The organism is Paenibacillus sp. 598K (genome assembly GCF_003851045.1).
GTDB lineage: Bacteria > Bacillota > Bacilli > Paenibacillales > Paenibacillaceae > Paenibacillus_D.
Genome location: NZ_BFBX01000116.1, coordinates 1 through 16,940, shown reverse-complemented (window position 1 = coordinate 16,940; position 16,940 = coordinate 1). Strand labels below are relative to the sequence as shown.

Genomic DNA, 16,940 nt, shown 5'->3' with positions numbered 1-16,940 from the left:
GTACCTCCATTTCGTAAGATGGGTCGTAGCGCATCTGGGACAATACGGCGTCCATGGGGAGCGCCGCAGATAAGCTACTTGTGGCGATAGTATTTCGAGGCTTCCCAATAATACGCTGTCTGCTGGATAATCCAGATGACGCCGAGCGCGAGGATCGGCATCGGGTTAAAGGATACCAGGATCGAATAGAGGACGAAGCCGAACATACCGATGATCAACGAGACGTTAACCGCTTTGTAGGCGCTGAATGCGGAGCGATAGACGATATAACGCTCGGCCTCGTCGAGCTTGTCAAAAAACTCTTTGGCTCCATTCTTGCCTAATAAATCAAGCGTGCGCGCCGGGAAATAACGGTTGTACACCTGCACGGTGCGAATCTGGAGGAATGTGCTGCCAAACGTAGCGATGACGCTGCTGATCAAGTTGATCACAATGAAGCTGCTATCTTCGGCAACGGCTGCCGAGGAAGAAGCATAAGCCAATGCGGTGAACAGCCAAGTCAGCGAGACGATCACGCAATACAGACTCGAGAGCATCAGCTTGCTGAGCAGATACTCCTGTCGGTTGGCCTCCTCCTCCGATGCTTCATCTCCGAGCGGTTGCGCCGGCAGGCGGACGATGCCGACGATCGTCCAGATCGCGAGGCCGACTGCGAGCAGCGCCGCCAGACCAAAGGCCAGATCGTACGTATAATACAGCGTCGGCTCGAACCGCAGCGACGACACACTCTCTGTCACTACGCGGCTGGTGATCATAAAGCCGAAGACAGCTCCCAACCCCAAGTAAATGAGCAGATGCATGCTCTTCTTAATCTTCTTACTCATCCGAATGCCCTCCTTGCAAAGCAAAAATCTCTTCCACCTTCACTTGAAACACTGCCGCAATCTTGAGCGCAAGCACGACAGAAGGCGAGTAATCGCCTCGCTCGATCAGCGCGATCGTCTGGCGGGAAGCGCCGATTCGTGCTGCCAGGTCGCTCTGGGAGATGCGGTCGCGCGCCCGATATTCGCGGACGCGGTTCGTTAGCTCGCTCACCTTCTCACCTCCGTTTGATTAGATTGTATATTATAATATACAAATAGTAAAGGATTATTTACAAAATGAATAATATTCTATACATCCATCCTGAGGCCTCGTACATGGTCTAGGTAACAAAAAAGACCCTTCATCCGAAAGGGATGAAGGGCTTGTGAACGACAAAGCGGTCAGTTAGAACGTAACATCGCCCGAAGGATCAGACAATGTGCCGGCGCTTGGAGCGCCGCCTTGCGGTACGGACAACACGTAGACGCGGTAGACGCCGCCTGTAGTCAAGGCATTGCCTCTGCTATCGGTATCGCCGGCGAACAGGACGGTCGAGGTCTGGCCCTTGGACACCTGGATGAACCGGTTGGCGCTGACGGCTGCACTGGCAGATGCCGGATCAAAGCCCGTGCCGGACGGTACGACGATGACGGCATAGTAGGAGATGCCCAGATCGTTGGCTGGCGGCGTGAAGCTGACGCGCAGCTCGGTTTTGTCTGCGTTCTGTACGACATTGGCGCTGACGCCAGTGACTGGCGTCACCGGCGAGCTGAGCGTCAGATCGCTGGACGGAGACGAGATTGCATTGGTCAGCGAGCCTGTGCCGACCGACAGGACGAACACGCGGTAGGCCACGCCGTTTTGGAGCGGCGCGCCGTCCGTGTCACGTGTACCGGAGGCCAAGGTTTGGACGATATTGTTGCCCGTCTTGCTGATGACGGTATAGTTGGACGAGGCGACATTGTTGGCTGACGCCAGTGTGAAGGACGAAGCGGAGGTCGATTTGACGACCATCACGCGGTATTCTCTAACACGCGACTCGTCGGCAGCGCGGTTGAAGGCAACCTGCAAGTCGCGGCCGTCGCCGAAGTCGCTCACGTCGGCGATGGACAGGGCGGACACCGGCTGTGCCGAGCTGTTGCCAAGCTGAACGACCGACGACGCGGAGGACAGGGTGTTCAAGCCATTGCTGGCTCCGGTTCCGACCGACAGGACGAAAATCCGGTAGTCGAGGCCGTTTTGCACCGGCGTGCCGTCGGTATCGCGGGCGCTGGCGGCCAGCGTCTGGCTGATGTTGCTGCCCGTCTTGTTGATGACGGTGTAGTTGCTGCTGGCGACGCTGTTTGCAGCGGCGGGCGTGAAGTTGCCGACGCTTGCGTTTTTGACGACAAAGACACGGTATTGGCCGATCTGCGACTCGTCTGTCGCCCGTGTAAAGGAGACGAGCAGATCGCGGCCGTCGCCGAAGTCGCTGACGTCGGAGGCGGCGATGTTGGTCGCTGCCGGTACGCTGTAGTTGTTAGCCAGCGTAATCTGAGCGGACGGCGCGGACAGTGCATTGCTGTTGCCCGAGTTGCTCTGGCTGACCGACAGGATGAACACCCGGTAGCTAGTGCCGTTGCGGATCGCGGAGCCATTGACGTCGCGGGCGCCGGAAGGCAGCGTCATCGAGATATTGTTGCCTGTCTTGTTCACTACAGTATAATTGCTGCTCGATACATTATTGGCATTAGCCAGCGTAAACGAGTTGGCATTGGCCGCTCTGACCACGAGAATGCGATATTGCGAAACCGCGCTCTCGTCGGCCGGGCGATTGAAGCTGACGAACAGATCGCGACCGTCATTATAATCGCTCATGTCGGCAACGCCGACATTGTAGGCCGGCTGCGTGCCGTAGTTGCTGGTCAGCGTCAGGGCATTCGAGCCTGCGGAGAGCACGTTGCTGCCGTTGAAGCTGCCTGAGCCTACAGAGAGGACGAAGGCGCGATAGGATACGCCGCTGCGGATCGTATCGCCATCGGTGTCGCGAGCGCCGGAAGCGAGCGTCTGGCTAATATTGCTGCCAGTCTTGCTGACGCTGGTATAGTTGCGGCTTGCGACGCTGTTGGCCGAAGCCAGGTTGAAGGCGTCCGCTTTGTTCGTCTTGACGATCATAATCCGGTATTGGCTAAGGTTGCTCTCGTCTGTAGCACGGTTGAAGAGGACGCGTAGATCGCGGCCGTCGCCGTAGTCGCTGACGTCGAGCACGGCGACGCTGGTCGCGTAGCCGAGCGACAGGTTTTGCGAGAGCGTCACGATATCGGACGCCGCAGAGAGCGAGTTGGCCGTATGACCGATCGCAGCGACGAACACCCGATAGCTTGTGCCGTTGCGGATCAGGGCGCCGTCAACGTCGCGGGCCGTCGAATCGAGCGTCTGGCTCAGATTGTTGCCAGTGCGATAGACGACGGTATAGTTGCCTGAGGATACGGATAGCGCCTTTTGCAGATTAAAGCTCGAAGCATTGCCCGATTTGACGACGAAGATCCGGTATTGATTGAGCCGGGATTCGTCCGCGAGCTTGTTAAAGGCGACGCGCAGATCGCGACCGTCGTTCAGATCGCCGACGTCGGTTGCCTTGACGCCAGTCACGCTAGGCAGCACATTGCTGGCTGTCAGCGTAAAGGAAGCCGAGGCATTCGAAAGCGCGAATTGATTATTGCTGTTGCCGACAGTAAGCACGTACAGTACGTACGACTGACCGCCGCGCAGTGTCTCGCCGTCGGTGTCGCGCGTCTGCGACGCGAGCGACAGATTGACGTCGCGACCGGTAGGCAGCACCGTCGTGTAGTTGCGCGAAGAGACGCTGAGCGCAGCGGATTGATTGAAGCTTTGCGATTTGCCAGCCTTGACGGCAAACACGCGATAGTGGCTGACAGCCGATTCGCCGGAAGAGGCGCGGAAGTTGACGGACACGTCGCGACCGTCTCCTTGGCTGCCATTTACACTAGCATACAGATTCGTCACAGCGCTCACCGGCTGCGAAGCCTCGGTGGTTGTGATGAACACCTGATTGGACTGCCAGTCGACCTGGGCGCCGATTGATTCGCTGACGAAGCGGACAGGGACGAGCGTACGGCCCCGGATGACCTGGGCAGGGACGTCGAGCGTCACGCTTTGTCCGTTGACGGACGCGGTGCGCGAGCCCAGACGGAGGATGACGGTCGTGCCGCTCTTGACGGCTGTAATCGTCTTGGTCGGCGCATCGTAGTCGACATCCGCCTGGAGCGCTTCGAAGATCGCGCGCAGCGGCAGCATGATGCGACCGCCGGTTGTAATCGGCGGCTGGTCGGTGATGAGCCGGCTCCCATTAATATAGATGGTTGTTTCGTTTGCTGCCTGGACGCCTGAGTGCAGTGCCAGTGAGAAGAATAGTGTGATTGCCAGACATGCGGACACCAGCTTTTTCACGCGTGTTGCCTCCCTATACAAGATATGTTTTCTTTGAATACTACTTTGACGCTGGATGTGTGTCAAAAGTTTCTAGAATTTGCGTCTGTTCAAAAAAATATTGGCGAATCAAACCATTGACAATTCCAGCCATGTTCTTTATGATAGCTCGACTACGGTTGTAACGGTTCGGGGCTTTACATGCAAGGAGGAGAAGATGGATTTGAAGATGAACAAGGAGAAGATCGGCAGTATCTATACTTACGCTCGTCAGACGGAAGCGGAGATCAGCCGATACGGGGAATACGCGCGCATCATCGACGGCGTCCGCGAGGCGCTGCGTCAGCAGTACGGGGTAGCCTACGAGCTGTATGCGAGCGATGACCCCAACACGCAGTATTGGAAGCTGCTGGAGGAAGATATCAAGAGCGGCTGCAAGGAAGTCGAGCATGTGGCGCGGATCTTCGATCGGCTGGAGGAGCGGACCTTCGCCTACAACGACGACAAAAAAGAGCCAGACTATCACGTGCATTTGTCTATCTTGAACAATGTGTTCGCCTATCCGGAGATGGGCGTGGCGCTGGCCCGCAGTCCGGTGTTTATGCCGCATGGCCTGTCTTACCAGGATTATGTATTCGCTGTCGACGATGACGCGCTTCGACATTTCCTGGGCAATGTCCGTCAGCGGGAGCGGCAGCAGCAGATTAACCGAGTGACCGTATTTACGGATATGCGGGAGGGCGTTCGCAGGGAGGACGAGCCGATCGGCAGACGCGTCGGGCGCGACGATGTCGTCATGGACGAATCGATCAAGAAGGAGATTTTCCGTTCGCTGGATCAGTTTTTTGCTGGCGACCGTTCCTTTTACGAACGTTACGATATCCCGTACAAGCGGGGCATCCTGCTCTACGGCCATCCCGGCAACGGCAAGACGACGCTGGTAAAGGCGATCGCCGGCAGCGTGCCCGGGCCGGTCGCCTACTGGCAGATCACCGAGTTCACGACGAGCGAATCGATCGGCGAGGTGTTCGAGGCGGCGTCGCGGCTGACGCCGATGGTGCTCGTCATCGAGGACATCGATTCGATGCCGCAGGATGTCCGGTCCGTGTTCCTGAATACGCTCGATGGCGCGACGTCCAAGGAGGGCATCTTCCTGATCGGCACGACCAACTATCCGGAGAAGATCGATCCCGGACTGATGAACCGGGCCGGACGCTTCGACCGGTCGTATGAGGTCAAGATGCCTAGCGAGGCATTGCGGCTGAAGTATTTGCAGCTGCGCAGCTTCGAGACGTTCGTCGGCGAGGCTGGCAACGAGGCGGCTGCGGCGATGACCGACGGCTTCTCCCTCACCCAGCTCGGCGAGCTGTATGTCTCGGCGGCGCTGGAGTGGCATGAGCGCGGCGATGTCGATGTGGAGCAGCTTGTGCGCGGGATGCGCGGCGAGCTGGAGAAGGGCCGCCGGCACGAGTGGATGAGTCGCGGCGGGACCGTCGGCTTTCTGTAAGCTCGGGCGGGAGCATATCGCTCTTGCCTCCCGGCCTCTAGCCGCTGCTTTGTTCGGCGGACTGCCACTCGGCGCTTGCGGCGGGCTGCTGGCTTCGCTGGATGCGGACGGGTATAATGGAGATTAGTGAATCCATAGCGGGAGGCTGGGACGATGCGATTTATCGATAATGGGGGCTGTCACGATCCGGCAGTCAATCTGGCGCTGGAGGAATACGCGCTGCGCCATCTGCCGATGGATGAGGGCGGTTATTTGCTCTTCTATATTAATGAGCCGTCGATCATCATCGGCCGCAACCAGAACACGATCGAAGAGATCCACGCCGAGCATGTCGAGGCCAAGGGCATCCATGTCGTGCGTCGGCTCTCGGGCGGCGGGGCGGTCTATCACGACCTCGGGAACCTCAACTACAGCATCCTGACGGCCGATGACGGCAAGTCGTTCCACAACTTCGTAAAGTTCGTGCAGCCGGTCATCGAGGCGCTGGGCAAGCTGGGCGTAGAGGCGGCGATGACCGGGCGCAACGACATCCAGGTCGGCGAGCGCAAAATATCGGGCAACGCCCAATACGTCTCCAAGGGCAGGATGTATACCCACGGCACGCTGCTGTTCGACTCGGACATGGAGCAGATCGTCTCGGCGCTTAAGGTGAAGCCGATGAAGATCGAGTCCAAGGGTACGAAGTCGATCCGCTCGCGGGTGGCCAACATTAGCGAGTTCCTGCCGGAGCCGATGTCGATCGAGGCGTTCAAGCGGCGGCTGCTCGCCGAGCTGTTCCAGTGCGAGCCGGAGCAGGTGCCCGTCTATACGTTGAGCGAGTCGCAATGGGCCGAGGTGCATGAGCTTGCGGATCAGCGCTATCGGAGCTGGGACTGGAATTACGGGCGGTCGCCCAAGAGCAACATCGCCCATGCGATCAAGTTCCCTTCCGGCATCATCGATGTGCGGATGCAGGTCGAGGATGGGCGGTTGGCGGAGATCCGGCTGTTCGGGGACTACTTCGGGGCTCATGACGTCGCCGAGCTGGAGGAGCGTCTGCAGGGCGTCCGCTACGAGGAGGGCGCCTTGCGCGAGCGGCTCGAGGGTGTCGAGCTGAGCCGGTATTTCGGCGCGATTACGCTGGAGCAGTTCCTCGGCTTGCTGCTGCTGAGGGATGACATGTCCTCCTAATACGGCATAACTCGTGCCGCATGACTTAGGAGCGCGTAACTAATACCGCTCTCTGGCGAGCGTTAGCTTGCAAAATCTTGCTTTTTCGGCCGAATAAGCGCTGTGGCGAGCGTTAGGATCTGGTGGCGGACTAAACGTTACGGGGTACCAGACAAGCACTGCCGGCAAGCGAAACAGTCGCTTGCCGGTTTTTTTACAACTCGCTGTTTATCTCCGACGAAGCACGTCGCACACCTCAAAGTTTTGTGCAGCAAAACTAGCTTTGTAAGCATGTACTTAGGACCTGCGTGGACCAAAACAAGGCGCAGTCTTGCTCATCGCAGAGCGAGAAGCCGTTTACCTTGGATTCCCTGGCTTATTATAGCCCAACTGGCCGCTGCAGCGGCAATCTTGACTTGGCGAAGCGTGCGATTACATGTAGAATATAGCGTAGGTATCAGATCGCGATCCCGCGCGGATGCGATGACTATGGGTATGGAGTGAATGAGGATGAAATACAGAAGCACTAGAGGTCAAGTATCCGGCAAAGGCTTCATCGAAGCGCTGCTGATGGGGTTGGCCGACGACGGCGGGCTGCTGATCCCGGAGGAAATCCCGGTGATCGATGCCGCTACGCTGCAGCAGTGGAGCAAGCTGAGCTACGAGGAGCTGTTCCTGGCGATTTTCGCCTATTATACGAACGACGAGATCCCGCAGGAGGATCTGAAGGCGATGGCGTCCCGCGCCTATGGCCGTTTCCGGCATCCCGAGGTGACGCCGTTGAAGCGGATGGACGACAAGCTGTACGTGCTGGAGCTGTTCCACGGACCGACCTTCGCCTTCAAGGACGTGGCGCTGCAATTCATGGGCGAGCTCTATTCCTACGTGGCGCAGAAGCATGGCGAGACGATCCATATCCTTGGCGCGACGTCCGGCGACACCGGAGCGGCAGCGATCGCAGGCGTGCGGGGCAAGGAAGGGATCCGCATCTGCATCCTGCATCCGCATCAGAAGGTGAGCATCGTCCAGGAGCGCCAGATGACGACGGTCGACGACCGCAACGTGCTCAATCTGTCCGTCAAGGGCAACTTCGACGACTGCCAGCGCGTCATCAAGGAGCTGTTCGCCGATCTGCCGTTCAAGAGCAAGTACCATCTGCGCGCGATCAATTCGATTAACTTCGTCCGCATCCTGTCGCAGGCGGTCTATTACTTCTACGCTTACCTGCGTCTGCAGGACCAGCTCGAAGGCGCTGAGGTCAACATCTGCGTGCCCTCCGGCAACTTTGGCAATATTTTCTCCGGCTATCTGGCCAAGCGGATGGGCTTGCCGATCGGCAAGCTGATCATCGCGACCAACGAGAACAACATCCTCGAGAACTTCGTGCGCACCGGCGAGTATCGTTCGGGCGAGTTCAAGAGCACGCATAGCCCGTCGATGGACATCCAGGTGGCGAGCAACTTCGAACGTTATCTGTACTACTTGCTCGGCGAGGATGCGGAGGCTGTCTCGGCGGCGATGAAGGGCTTCCAGGAAAATGGCGTTATCGCGCTCGGCGGCGAACTGTTAGAGCAGGTGCAGCGTGACTTCGCGGCGTATGGCATCGATAATGCGAGCTGCTTGTCCACGATTAGCCGCTACCAGGAGGCGCATGCTTACCTGCTGGACCCGCATACCGCGTGCGGCGTCTCCGCAACCGAGAGCTATGCCGCCGAGAGCGGCGACGGGCGGGTTGCGATCTCGTTTGCCACGGCTCACCCGGCCAAGTTCGACGAAGCGATCCGACTCGTCGACATCCAGCAGGAGCTGCCGGCCGAGATTCAGACGCTGTTCGACAAGGAGCAGCATCAGCTCGTCATGGAACAGGACAAGGAAGAGATCGTTCGCGAGCTGGAGCGTTTTTTCGCCTGATCGCATAAGCGCTGGTCTCGTCTGTTCCGACGGATTATTAATGAAACGCCAATGAAGCGCTGCCCGCCTTCCAACGTGAAGGCAGGCGGCGCTTTTAGCTTGTTTAGAAAATGGCGTCCTATCGCAGAACGCTAGATAAAAGGCCAGCGCTTCGGCGCGTTGCCCGGGTAATGCTGTCCGGGATACGAGCCATAGTGGGCATGGGGGAAGTCGCCTGACTGGGCGGCTGGCGGCGCATAGGCAGACTGCGCGTGAGCGGGCGTCCGCGTGTCGGCATACCCATAACTGCTAACCGGCTGCGTCATGCCTGGCTGATGGCCAGGCGGGATCATGCCGGCTTGCTGACCGGGCTGCATCGCAGGCGCAACCATGCCGCCGTACTGACCTGACTGCATTGGTGCCGACATCATTCCCGCATACTGACCGGGCTGCATCGATGGCGATACCATGCCCGCTTGTTGACCGTGCTGCATCCCCGGCGCCATCATGCCTGGCTGGCTGTAACCACCCTGTGCCGACGACATGTGGCTGCTGTGCGAAGCTCCGATCTTGATCGTGGGCTTGGCGGCGGGTGTGCCTTGGACCTGCGAGTGATGACAGTCCTTGGGCGGGCCGATGAATACAGTCTGCTGGAGCGGCGCCAGCGCCTGCGCGATCTTCTCGCGATCGAGACAATACGAATGAGCCAGCACCTCTGGCGGCGTCAGGCGCAGGATGTCCGAGCCGAGGATCACATCGGGCACCGGGGCGTCGAAGATGGCGAGCAGATGCGTATTGTCCTCGGTGGCCGCGTCATAGTGCCACCAGCCTTGCGGCACATTGGCGACCTGGCCGGGCTTGATCGGGAAGTGCAGCAGTTGCTTCGTAAACGGGTTGAGCACGTTGATGACGGCAGCGCCGGCGATGCAGTAGACCAGCTCCGAGGCGTTCTGATGGTAATGCGGCTCGACGAGATTGTCCTTGCTCAGGAAAATATCGAGCAGGGAGACATTGCCGAGCGTGTTGAGCTGCTGGATGCTAAGCTCGGCGATATAATTGCGGGGGTCCTTGCGAAAGATGACATTCTGATTCAGGTCATAGGTGAACTGCACGTCAGGCGACGTGAAGTCCATATAAGACACGGCCATGCGCTATCCTTCCCCTCTTGTTGACCTCATGTTGAGACCAGTATGTAGTACTCTATGCAACGGCCTATGGGTTGGTGTCTAGAGCGCGAGCGTGTGCAAGAGGTTGAATTTTTACAAATAATATTGCCTTTCTCTCTGGAGGGCGAGGCGCGCTCGGGATATAATGTGGGCGAGATGGAAGAGCGCCGACGGAATAGACGGACATCGAAAGGGGCGCAGACTGTGAAGCAAACGATCGGAGCTTATATTCAATTGATGGAAGCGTTGTCAATCAAAAAGGGCGGGAACGGCGTGGATGGCTTGATCTGCGGCGACCCGGGGCGGGAGGTAACGGGCGTCGCTGTCGTATTCTCGGCCACGCAGTCGGTGCTGGCGGCCGCCGAAGCCGCCGGAGCGAACCTCATTATCGCTCATGAAGGACCCTACTATAGTCATCATCCCGGAGCAGCCTGGCTGGAGACGGACGACGTCTATCATGCCAAACGTCAATGGATCGCGGAGCGCGGGCTGGCGATCTGGCGCAATCACGATCAATGGCATCAGCGTCAGCCGGATGGCATCACGGAGGGGCTGGTGCAAGCGCTCGGCTGGGAGCAGCAGATCGAGGCCTACACGCCGATGGCGGCGGTCGTCACCGTGCCGGAGACGACGCTGGAGACGCTGGCGAGCGCGGTGGCGCAGCGATTGGGCACATCGTTCGTGCGATATGCCGGCGAGCCGGGAATGAGCTGCCGCAAGCTAGGCGTGCTGGCGGGCTATCGCGGCAATGCGGCGCAGGCGCTGCCGCTGATCGCCGAGTACGGCGTGGACACGATCATAGCGGGCGAGGGGCCGGAGTGGGAGCTGCCCGACTATATCGCCGACGCCGCCTATCAAGGTCGGCCGCTTGGTCTCGTCCTGCTAGGGCATGCCGTCAGCGAGGAGCCGGGGATGCGACTGTTGGCGGAGGCGCTGCAGGCTGCGGCGCCTAAGGTGCCTGTGCGCTATATCGCTGGGCCCGCTCCGCTTGCGATCCGCCAGGCGGATGGCAGAGGCTAGTCTGTGTGTGCCGCGTGCAGGGGAGGGCGGCTCCATGCCAGCGCCCGGGGTGGCCCGTGCGACATTCAAGCAGCGGCTAGTCGAGCGGGATTCGTCGCGCCGCCGAGGGCGGATAGCCTTTGAGGGTGCGGAACACGTTGCTGAAGTAGCTGATATCCTGGAAGCCGCAGCGCTCGGCGACCTCGGAGACGCGGAACCCGCCGGCGGCCAGCATCATCTCGGCATGGTTCATGCGGATCATGTTGACGAACTGCTTGAAGGTGAGGCCGGTATCCTGCTTGAAGCGCTTGCTAAAGTAGACGGGATGCAGGCCAGTCAGCTCGGCTACTGTCTCCAGTCGCAGCGGCTCTGCGTAATGGTCGCTGATATAGGAACGGGCCATCGCCATCCGTTCATCGGTGCGTGCGGCTTGGCCGAGTCGGGCGCCCTGCAGCAGCAGACGGTGCAGGATGAGCAGGAACAACCCTTTGGCTTGCAACTCGTACCCCTGCTGCTTGGTCATCCAGACCTGGGTGAAGTCCTTGAGGTAGCGCAGCATCTCCGGCGTCTGACAGCCCTTGGACACGGTAGGCAGCGGCAGCGAGGGCAGGCCGTCCGGGAGCAAGTGGAAGTTAAAGGCGTACGAGTGCATCGGGTTGTCCGCGGAGGTGGAGGCTTCGCGGACCGTACCGGGAGGGATGTAGAGCAGGTCCCCTGCGCGGACGGTGACCAGCGTATGGTCGACATAGTAGTTGGCCGCTCCGGAGACGACGAAGGTCAGGTCGTGGAAGCCGATCCGTTGCCGGATAATCTCCCAGTCGGGATAACAGCGGCGATCAACGAACAGGAGTACCTCCGGGTCCAAGCTTGCATAGCAGGACAAGTCCATCGTATCCCTCCTAGAGATTGTTCAAACCATTATATTATACCAGACGAGAGGCGGAAGAGACGCATATGACCGCAACGATCTATAACAAACCGGGCTATCTGGCCTGGCTGAACTACCGATTCATCGAAGACAAGGCTAGCCGAACCAGCTGCGCGCGCTACGGCTCGGCCGTGACGATGCTAGGCGACTCGCCGCTGATGGAGTCGGCGGCCGAGGAGCTGCGCCTCGGATTAGGACAATTGCTGGGCAAGGAGCCGGCGCTTGGCCAGTGCAGCGCTGTCGGCGAGTCGCCTTGTGGCATCCTCATCGGCACGCAGGCTGCGATGATCGAGGGTGGCCTAGAGGAACTGCCCGCATCACTTGGCGAGGAGGGCTACTCGCTTCGCGAAGCGGATGGCGTCATCCTCGTCATCGGCGGAGGGGAGCGCGGCGTCCTCTATGGCGCCTTTCATCTGCTGCGATTGCTGCAGACCGGGGCCGAGCTGCAGGGGCTGGAGCTTGTCGAGCAGCCGAGCAACGAGCTGCGGATGATCAACCATTGGGACAATATGGACGGCTCGGTCGAGCGCGGATATGCGGGGCGCAGCTTGTTCTTCGACCAGCATGAGTTCCGCGTCGATAGCAGACGGCTGAAGGATTATGCGAGGCTGCTCGCTTCGATCGGCATCAATGCGGCCACGATCAATAATGTCAATGTGCACCGGGTCGAGACGGAGCTGATCCGCGAGCGCTTCCTGCCCGAGGTGGCGAACATCGCGGCGCAGTTCCGCGACTATGGCATCCAGCTCTATCTCAGCGTCAACTATGCGGCTCCGGTCGAGCTGGGCGAGCTGACGACCGCCGATCCGCTAGATGAGAGCGTGCAGGCGTGGTGGAGCAAGCAATGCGAATCGGTATATCGTCATATCCCGGACTTCGGCGGCTTCGTCGTCAAGGCGGACTCCGAGTTCCGTCCGGGTCCATTCACCTATGGTCGCGACCATGCGGATGGCGCCAACATGCTGGCCGATGCGATCGCTCCATACGGCGGGCAGGTGATCTGGCGCTGCTTTGTCTACAACTGCCTGCAGGACTGGCGCGACCGCAGCACCGACCGGGCCCGCGCAGCCTATGATCATTTCATGCCGCTCGACGGCCGCTTCCGGGACAATGTGCTGCTCCAGATCAAGAACGGACCGATGGACTTCCAGGTAAGGGAGCCGGTATCGCCGTTGTTCGGCGGGCTGGAGCGGACGCAGCATCTGCTGGAGCTGCAGATTGCCCAGGAGTATACGGGGCAGCAGCGCCATCTGTTCTATCTGGTGCCGCAGTGGAAGCGGATCCTGGACTTCGACACCCATGCTCGGGGCGAAGGCTCCACCGTCGCCGAGTCGGCGAGCGGACGCTTGTTCGGCCAGCGGCTGGGCGGGATCGCCGCCGTCACCAATGTCGGCAACGATGCGAACTGGACGGGGCATGGCCTGGCCCAGGCCAATCTGTACGGCTACGGCAGACTGACCTGGAACCCGCAGACGACGGCAGAGCAGATCGCCTCGGACTGGATCCGCATGACCTTTGGCGCGGATGCCGAGACGGAGCGGGTCATCTCTGACATGCTGATGGCCTCGCCGGACATCTACGAGTCGTATACGGCGCCGCTTGGCGTCGGCTGGATGGTCAATCCGAACCACCATTACGGCCCTAATGTCGACGGCTACGAATATGACAAGTGGGGCACCTATCACTTCGCCGATCGCGACGGCATCGGCGTCGATCGCACGACGGCGACCGGCACCGGGTATAGCGGTCAGTATCACAAGCCTTGGTCGGATATTTACGAATCGGTCGAGCAGTGCCCGGATGAGCTGCTGTTGTTTTTCCACCATGTTCCCTATACGCATGTGCTGCATTCCGGCAAGACCGTCATCCAGCATATCTACGACACCCACTTCGACGGCGCGGAGCGTGCGGCCGGTCTGCTGGCGCAGTGGGATGCACTGGAGGGACGGATCGAGCCAGGGCTGCATGCCGGCATCCGCGAGCGGTTGGCTCATCAAGCCAAGCATGCCTGCGAGTGGCGGGACCAGATCAACACCTACTTCCTCCGCAAGTCCGGGATCGCGGATGAGCGCGGGCGGACGATTTACTAGGGTGTGCAAACACGCCCTAGAGCCCGGATTGATCCAATCTTATCAATTGAAAAAAGCGCCCTCGGGCGCTTTTTGTTGTGGTAAACTTCAACTAAAGGGTGCTCCTCTCCACTGTTTGGCTCTCGATGAACGCATTCTTCTTAAGGCCCGGGCACCTTTGCTTATTTTTTTGTGGAGGTATTATGTTGAATCGAGAAAAAAGTTTGTGGAATATTTACCTTTATCCCTACTTGGTCAAGATTCTAATCGCATTTACGGCCTACGATCGGGTCCCGCTTTGCATCTTTATTTTTGAAGATAAAACACACGTATACATTAGACAAGTACAACGAAGTGTTGTTGTCATACATCGGTTAGTTTCCAATCATTTTGTGCAATGTTTCGGATTAGTGAGCTGTGAGAGTAAGCAAATATTAGTCAAGCTTCAAATCTTTAAGGAACCAGATCTCCTTATCTAAAGGACTCAACGTCTTTGGTTCAATAAGGAGGTTATTATGAATCTTGCTAATAACAGCATATACAATAAGCTTAGTATGACATTGAACAAGATGAAGCTGAAATCTTATCATGAAAAACTGGGACAAATAAAATCCATTTCGTTAAGGAATCGGACACATGCTCAACTCCTTGACGCCTCAATGGAACTGAAAACGAAGGTTCATCAGGGAGTATCGCTTGATCATCTGCTTGTAGATGCAGCTGCTCTCGTGAATGAAGCGGCATACAGAACCATTGGATATACCTTGTATGATACACAATTAATGGCTGGTCTGGCCCTGCATGAAGGCAACGTGGTAGAGATGCAAACCGGCGAGGGCAAGACACTTTCGGCAGTTCTACCCACATATTTGAATGCATTAACAGGCGAAGGCGCTCATATTTTTACATTTAACGATTATTTGGCCAGGCGAGATATGGAGTGGATGAGCCCCATTTATCGTTATCTGGGACTCTCGGTGGGCTGTATCAATGAAGGGCAAGGCTTTGAACAACGAAGAGAGGCATATGCGGCTGATATTACCTATGTGACTGCGAAACAAGCGTGCTTTGATTTCTTGAAGGATTCACTGGTTTACGAGGTGAAGCATCGGATGCAGCGCCCTTTTCACTTTGTATTAGTGGATGAAGCAGATTCCATATTAATCGATGAAGCCAGAATACCACTTGTTATAGCAGGGGATATGGGGAGCTCCAGTCTGGACTTCAGTCACATGCTTCAAATTGTTAAACAGCTCACCCCCGGTGAAGATTTTGATACGGATGATAACCACCGAAATGTATACTTAACAGAACAAGGCGCAGACAAAGCAGAAAAAATACTTGGTTGCGGAAATTTATATGATATAGACAACAATGATAGGTTAACGGAATTAAATTGCATGCTGCATGCGGTAACATTGCTCAAAAAAAACGTTCACTATATTGTTCGTGACGGTAAAGTACAGCTCATCGATGAGTTTACAGGCCGGCTAGCCGATAAAAGACATTGGCCGGATGGCTTGCAAGCAGCTGTTGAAGCAAAAGAAGGGCTTGCGGTTCAATCCTCAGGTAAGATTTTGGGTTCGATGACTCTCCAGCATTTCCTGAGCTTGTATCGCAAAAGATGTGGGATGACAGCCACAGCCCAATCTTCAATGGATGAGTTCAAAGAGACGTATAACTTGGAGGTAGTTGTAATTCCGCCCAATAAAACATGTCAACGAATGGACGATCCTCATCTTATTTATACGGATAAGAGTTCAAAATGGAAAGCGATCCTTAACGAAATCTCATCTGTTCATCTTACAGGCCGTCCCATTCTCGTGGGAACAGCAAGTGTAGAGGAGTCGAATCAATTAGCCGAACAGTTGACTCGTATAGAGATTGATTGCCATGTCCTGAATGCACAGCATGACCAGGAAGAAGCCGATATTATTGCCAAAGCCGGTGAAATGGGAGCCGTTACAGTCTCAACGAATATGGCAGGACGCGGGGTAGATATTCTACTAGGCGGAGGAAACTCTGAGGAGTACTACAAAGTCGCGGCTTTAGGCGGATTATATGTTCTAGGTACCCATTTACATGAAAGTATGCGGGTGGATAATCAATTAAGAGGAAGAGCAGGGAGGCAGGGAGATCCAGGCGCTTCAAAATTCATTATCAGTTTAGAGGATGATATATTGGTCACCTTTGGATTACAGGAAGTGCTTCCTGAGCAATATCAAAACTGGCAGAAAGACAGGCCCCTGGAAGGAACCAGAATTCAAAAGATAATTCAACATATCCAGCTTGTCATTGAAGGGCAAAATTACGAAATAAAGAAAACGCTCAATAAATATTCCGATATCATTGAACAACAGCGCAAGGCGCTATTTGCCAAGCGGAATGAAGTATTAACGGACCAAGTCATTCCCGGCATACTGAAAGAAAGAGAACCTGATATATATCAGAAGCTATGCAAGGAATTCGGAATGGATACAGTAAACGAAAAAGAAAAATATGTATACCTGGTTCAGCTCGACCACAACTGGGCAGATTATCTCGACTATGTTTCTTTTGTTAGGGAAAGTATTCATCTGGAAAGCATAAGCAATAAAAATCCATTGGATGTGTTTAATCGCCAGGTTATTGAGGCTTTTGAGCAAATCGGCGATAAAATAGAGAGCGATGTCGTCAACGTTTTCCTAAACACGGATCTGCCTGAAGGCATGATGAACTTGGATATCGAAGGAATGCGCGTGCCTTCAGCTACTTGGACGTATATAATTAATGATCATTTCTTTAAAAACCGCGTTAGTCTGATTTAAATTGAATCCGGTGAGGGTCCGTTAACGGCCTTCACCGGATTTTTTTTGAAACGGTCATTAACAATGATACTCATCGGCAAGATCCAAAAAATGTTCATTTGTCAAATCGCTCGAAAAGGAATATAATTAGTACTATATTATAACTGTCTCTTATACACATCTCCGAGCCCACGAGACGGACTCCTATCTCGT

10 protein-coding genes and 1 pseudogene are annotated in these 16,940 nt (G+C 56.6%); 6 read left to right on the top strand and 5 right to left on the bottom strand.

Going from position 1 to position 16,940, the window contains the following annotated elements; genetic code table 11:
- Positions 1 to 74: 74 nt before the first annotated feature.
- From PA598K_RS28020 to PA598K_RS28010, 3 genes are all read right to left on the bottom strand, one after another.
- The gene (locus PA598K_RS28020; RefSeq protein WP_128660106.1) at positions 75 to 824 is read right to left on the bottom strand and encodes a DUF3169 family protein; all 750 of its coding nucleotides are present in this window, start codon (positions 822 to 824) and stop codon (positions 75 to 77) included.
- A complete protein-coding gene (locus PA598K_RS28015; RefSeq protein WP_128660105.1) occupies positions 817 to 1,035 on the bottom strand; it encodes a helix-turn-helix transcriptional regulator in 219 nt (72 codons plus the stop codon). The genes PA598K_RS28020 and PA598K_RS28015 overlap by 8 nt, the downstream gene beginning before the upstream one ends.
- Before the next feature lie 174 nt (positions 1,036 to 1,209).
- Entirely contained in the window at positions 1,210 to 4,254 is a 3,045-nt protein-coding gene (locus PA598K_RS28010) for a copper amine oxidase N-terminal domain-containing protein (RefSeq protein ID WP_185602271.1), read from the bottom strand.
- Between the two features lie 196 nt (positions 4,255 to 4,450).
- Here PA598K_RS28010 and PA598K_RS28005 point away from each other — a divergent pair, with 196 nt between their 5' ends.
- The 3 genes from PA598K_RS28005 to thrC all read left to right on the top strand — a co-directional run bounded on the left by PA598K_RS28005 (position 4,451) and on the right by thrC (position 8,800).
- Complete coding sequence (locus PA598K_RS28005; protein WP_128660103.1) at positions 4,451 to 5,740, top strand: ATP-binding protein; 1,290 nt, start codon at positions 4,451 to 4,453, stop codon at positions 5,738 to 5,740.
- 153 nt (positions 5,741 to 5,893) lie between these two features.
- Positions 5,894 to 6,910, top strand: coding sequence for a lipoate--protein ligase (locus tag PA598K_RS28000; protein WP_128660102.1), 1,017 nt, complete (start codon positions 5,894 to 5,896; stop codon positions 6,908 to 6,910).
- 489 nt (positions 6,911 to 7,399) lie between these two features.
- The gene (thrC, locus tag PA598K_RS27995; protein WP_128660101.1) at positions 7,400 to 8,800 is read left to right on the top strand and encodes a threonine synthase; all 1,401 of its coding nucleotides are present in this window, start codon (positions 7,400 to 7,402) and stop codon (positions 8,798 to 8,800) included.
- 497 nt (positions 8,801 to 9,297) lie between these two features.
- Here thrC and PA598K_RS38315 read toward each other — a convergent pair.
- Positions 9,298 to 9,927 (bottom strand): annotated as a pseudogene (locus PA598K_RS38315) (cupin domain-containing protein); the annotation flags it as partial.
- Positions 9,928 to 10,149: 222 nt separating this feature from the next.
- Between PA598K_RS38315 and PA598K_RS27985 the strand changes: the two are divergent.
- Positions 10,150 to 10,965 (top strand): Nif3-like dinuclear metal center hexameric protein, encoded by an 816-nt coding sequence (locus tag PA598K_RS27985; protein WP_260405653.1) that lies wholly within the window; start codon positions 10,150 to 10,152, stop codon positions 10,963 to 10,965.
- Between the two features lie 76 nt (positions 10,966 to 11,041).
- On the opposite strand, the gene PA598K_RS27980 is transcribed toward PA598K_RS27985, so the two are convergent.
- On the bottom strand, positions 11,042 to 11,833 hold the full coding sequence (locus PA598K_RS27980) for a helix-turn-helix transcriptional regulator (protein WP_128660099.1): 792 nt from the start codon (positions 11,831 to 11,833) through the stop codon (positions 11,042 to 11,044).
- Positions 11,834 to 11,898: 65 nt separating this feature from the next.
- Here PA598K_RS27980 and PA598K_RS27975 point away from each other — a divergent pair, with 65 nt between their 5' ends.
- Positions 11,899 to 13,962, top strand: a complete 2,064-nt coding sequence (locus tag PA598K_RS27975) for an alpha-glucuronidase family glycosyl hydrolase (RefSeq protein WP_128660098.1) — start codon at positions 11,899 to 11,901, stop codon at positions 13,960 to 13,962.
- Positions 13,963 to 14,456: 494 nt separating this feature from the next.
- A complete protein-coding gene (secA2, locus tag PA598K_RS27970) occupies positions 14,457 to 16,748 on the top strand; it encodes an accessory Sec system translocase SecA2 (RefSeq protein ID WP_128660097.1) in 2,292 nt (763 codons plus the stop codon).
- Positions 16,749 to 16,940 lie beyond the last annotated feature (192 nt).

Bases quoted from the DNA above. Each gene is read 5' to 3' on its own strand.
- PA598K_RS28020 (WP_128660106.1), bottom strand. From the start codon at position 824: ATGAGTAAGAAGATTAAGAAGAGCATGCATCTGCTCATTTACTTGGGG.
- PA598K_RS28005 (WP_128660103.1), top strand. From the start codon at position 4,451: ATGGATTTGAAGATGAACAAGGAGAAGATCGGCAGTATCTATACTTAC.
- PA598K_RS28000 (WP_128660102.1), top strand. From the start codon at position 5,894: ATGCGATTTATCGATAATGGGGGCTGTCACGATCCGGCAGTCAATCTG.
- thrC (WP_128660101.1), top strand. From the start codon at position 7,400: ATGAAATACAGAAGCACTAGAGGTCAAGTATCCGGCAAAGGCTTCATC.
- PA598K_RS27980 (WP_128660099.1), bottom strand. From the start codon at position 11,833: ATGGACTTGTCCTGCTATGCAAGCTTGGACCCGGAGGTACTCCTGTTC.
- PA598K_RS27975 (WP_128660098.1), top strand. From the start codon at position 11,899: ATGACCGCAACGATCTATAACAAACCGGGCTATCTGGCCTGGCTGAAC.
- secA2 (WP_128660097.1), top strand. From the start codon at position 14,457: ATGAATCTTGCTAATAACAGCATATACAATAAGCTTAGTATGACATTG.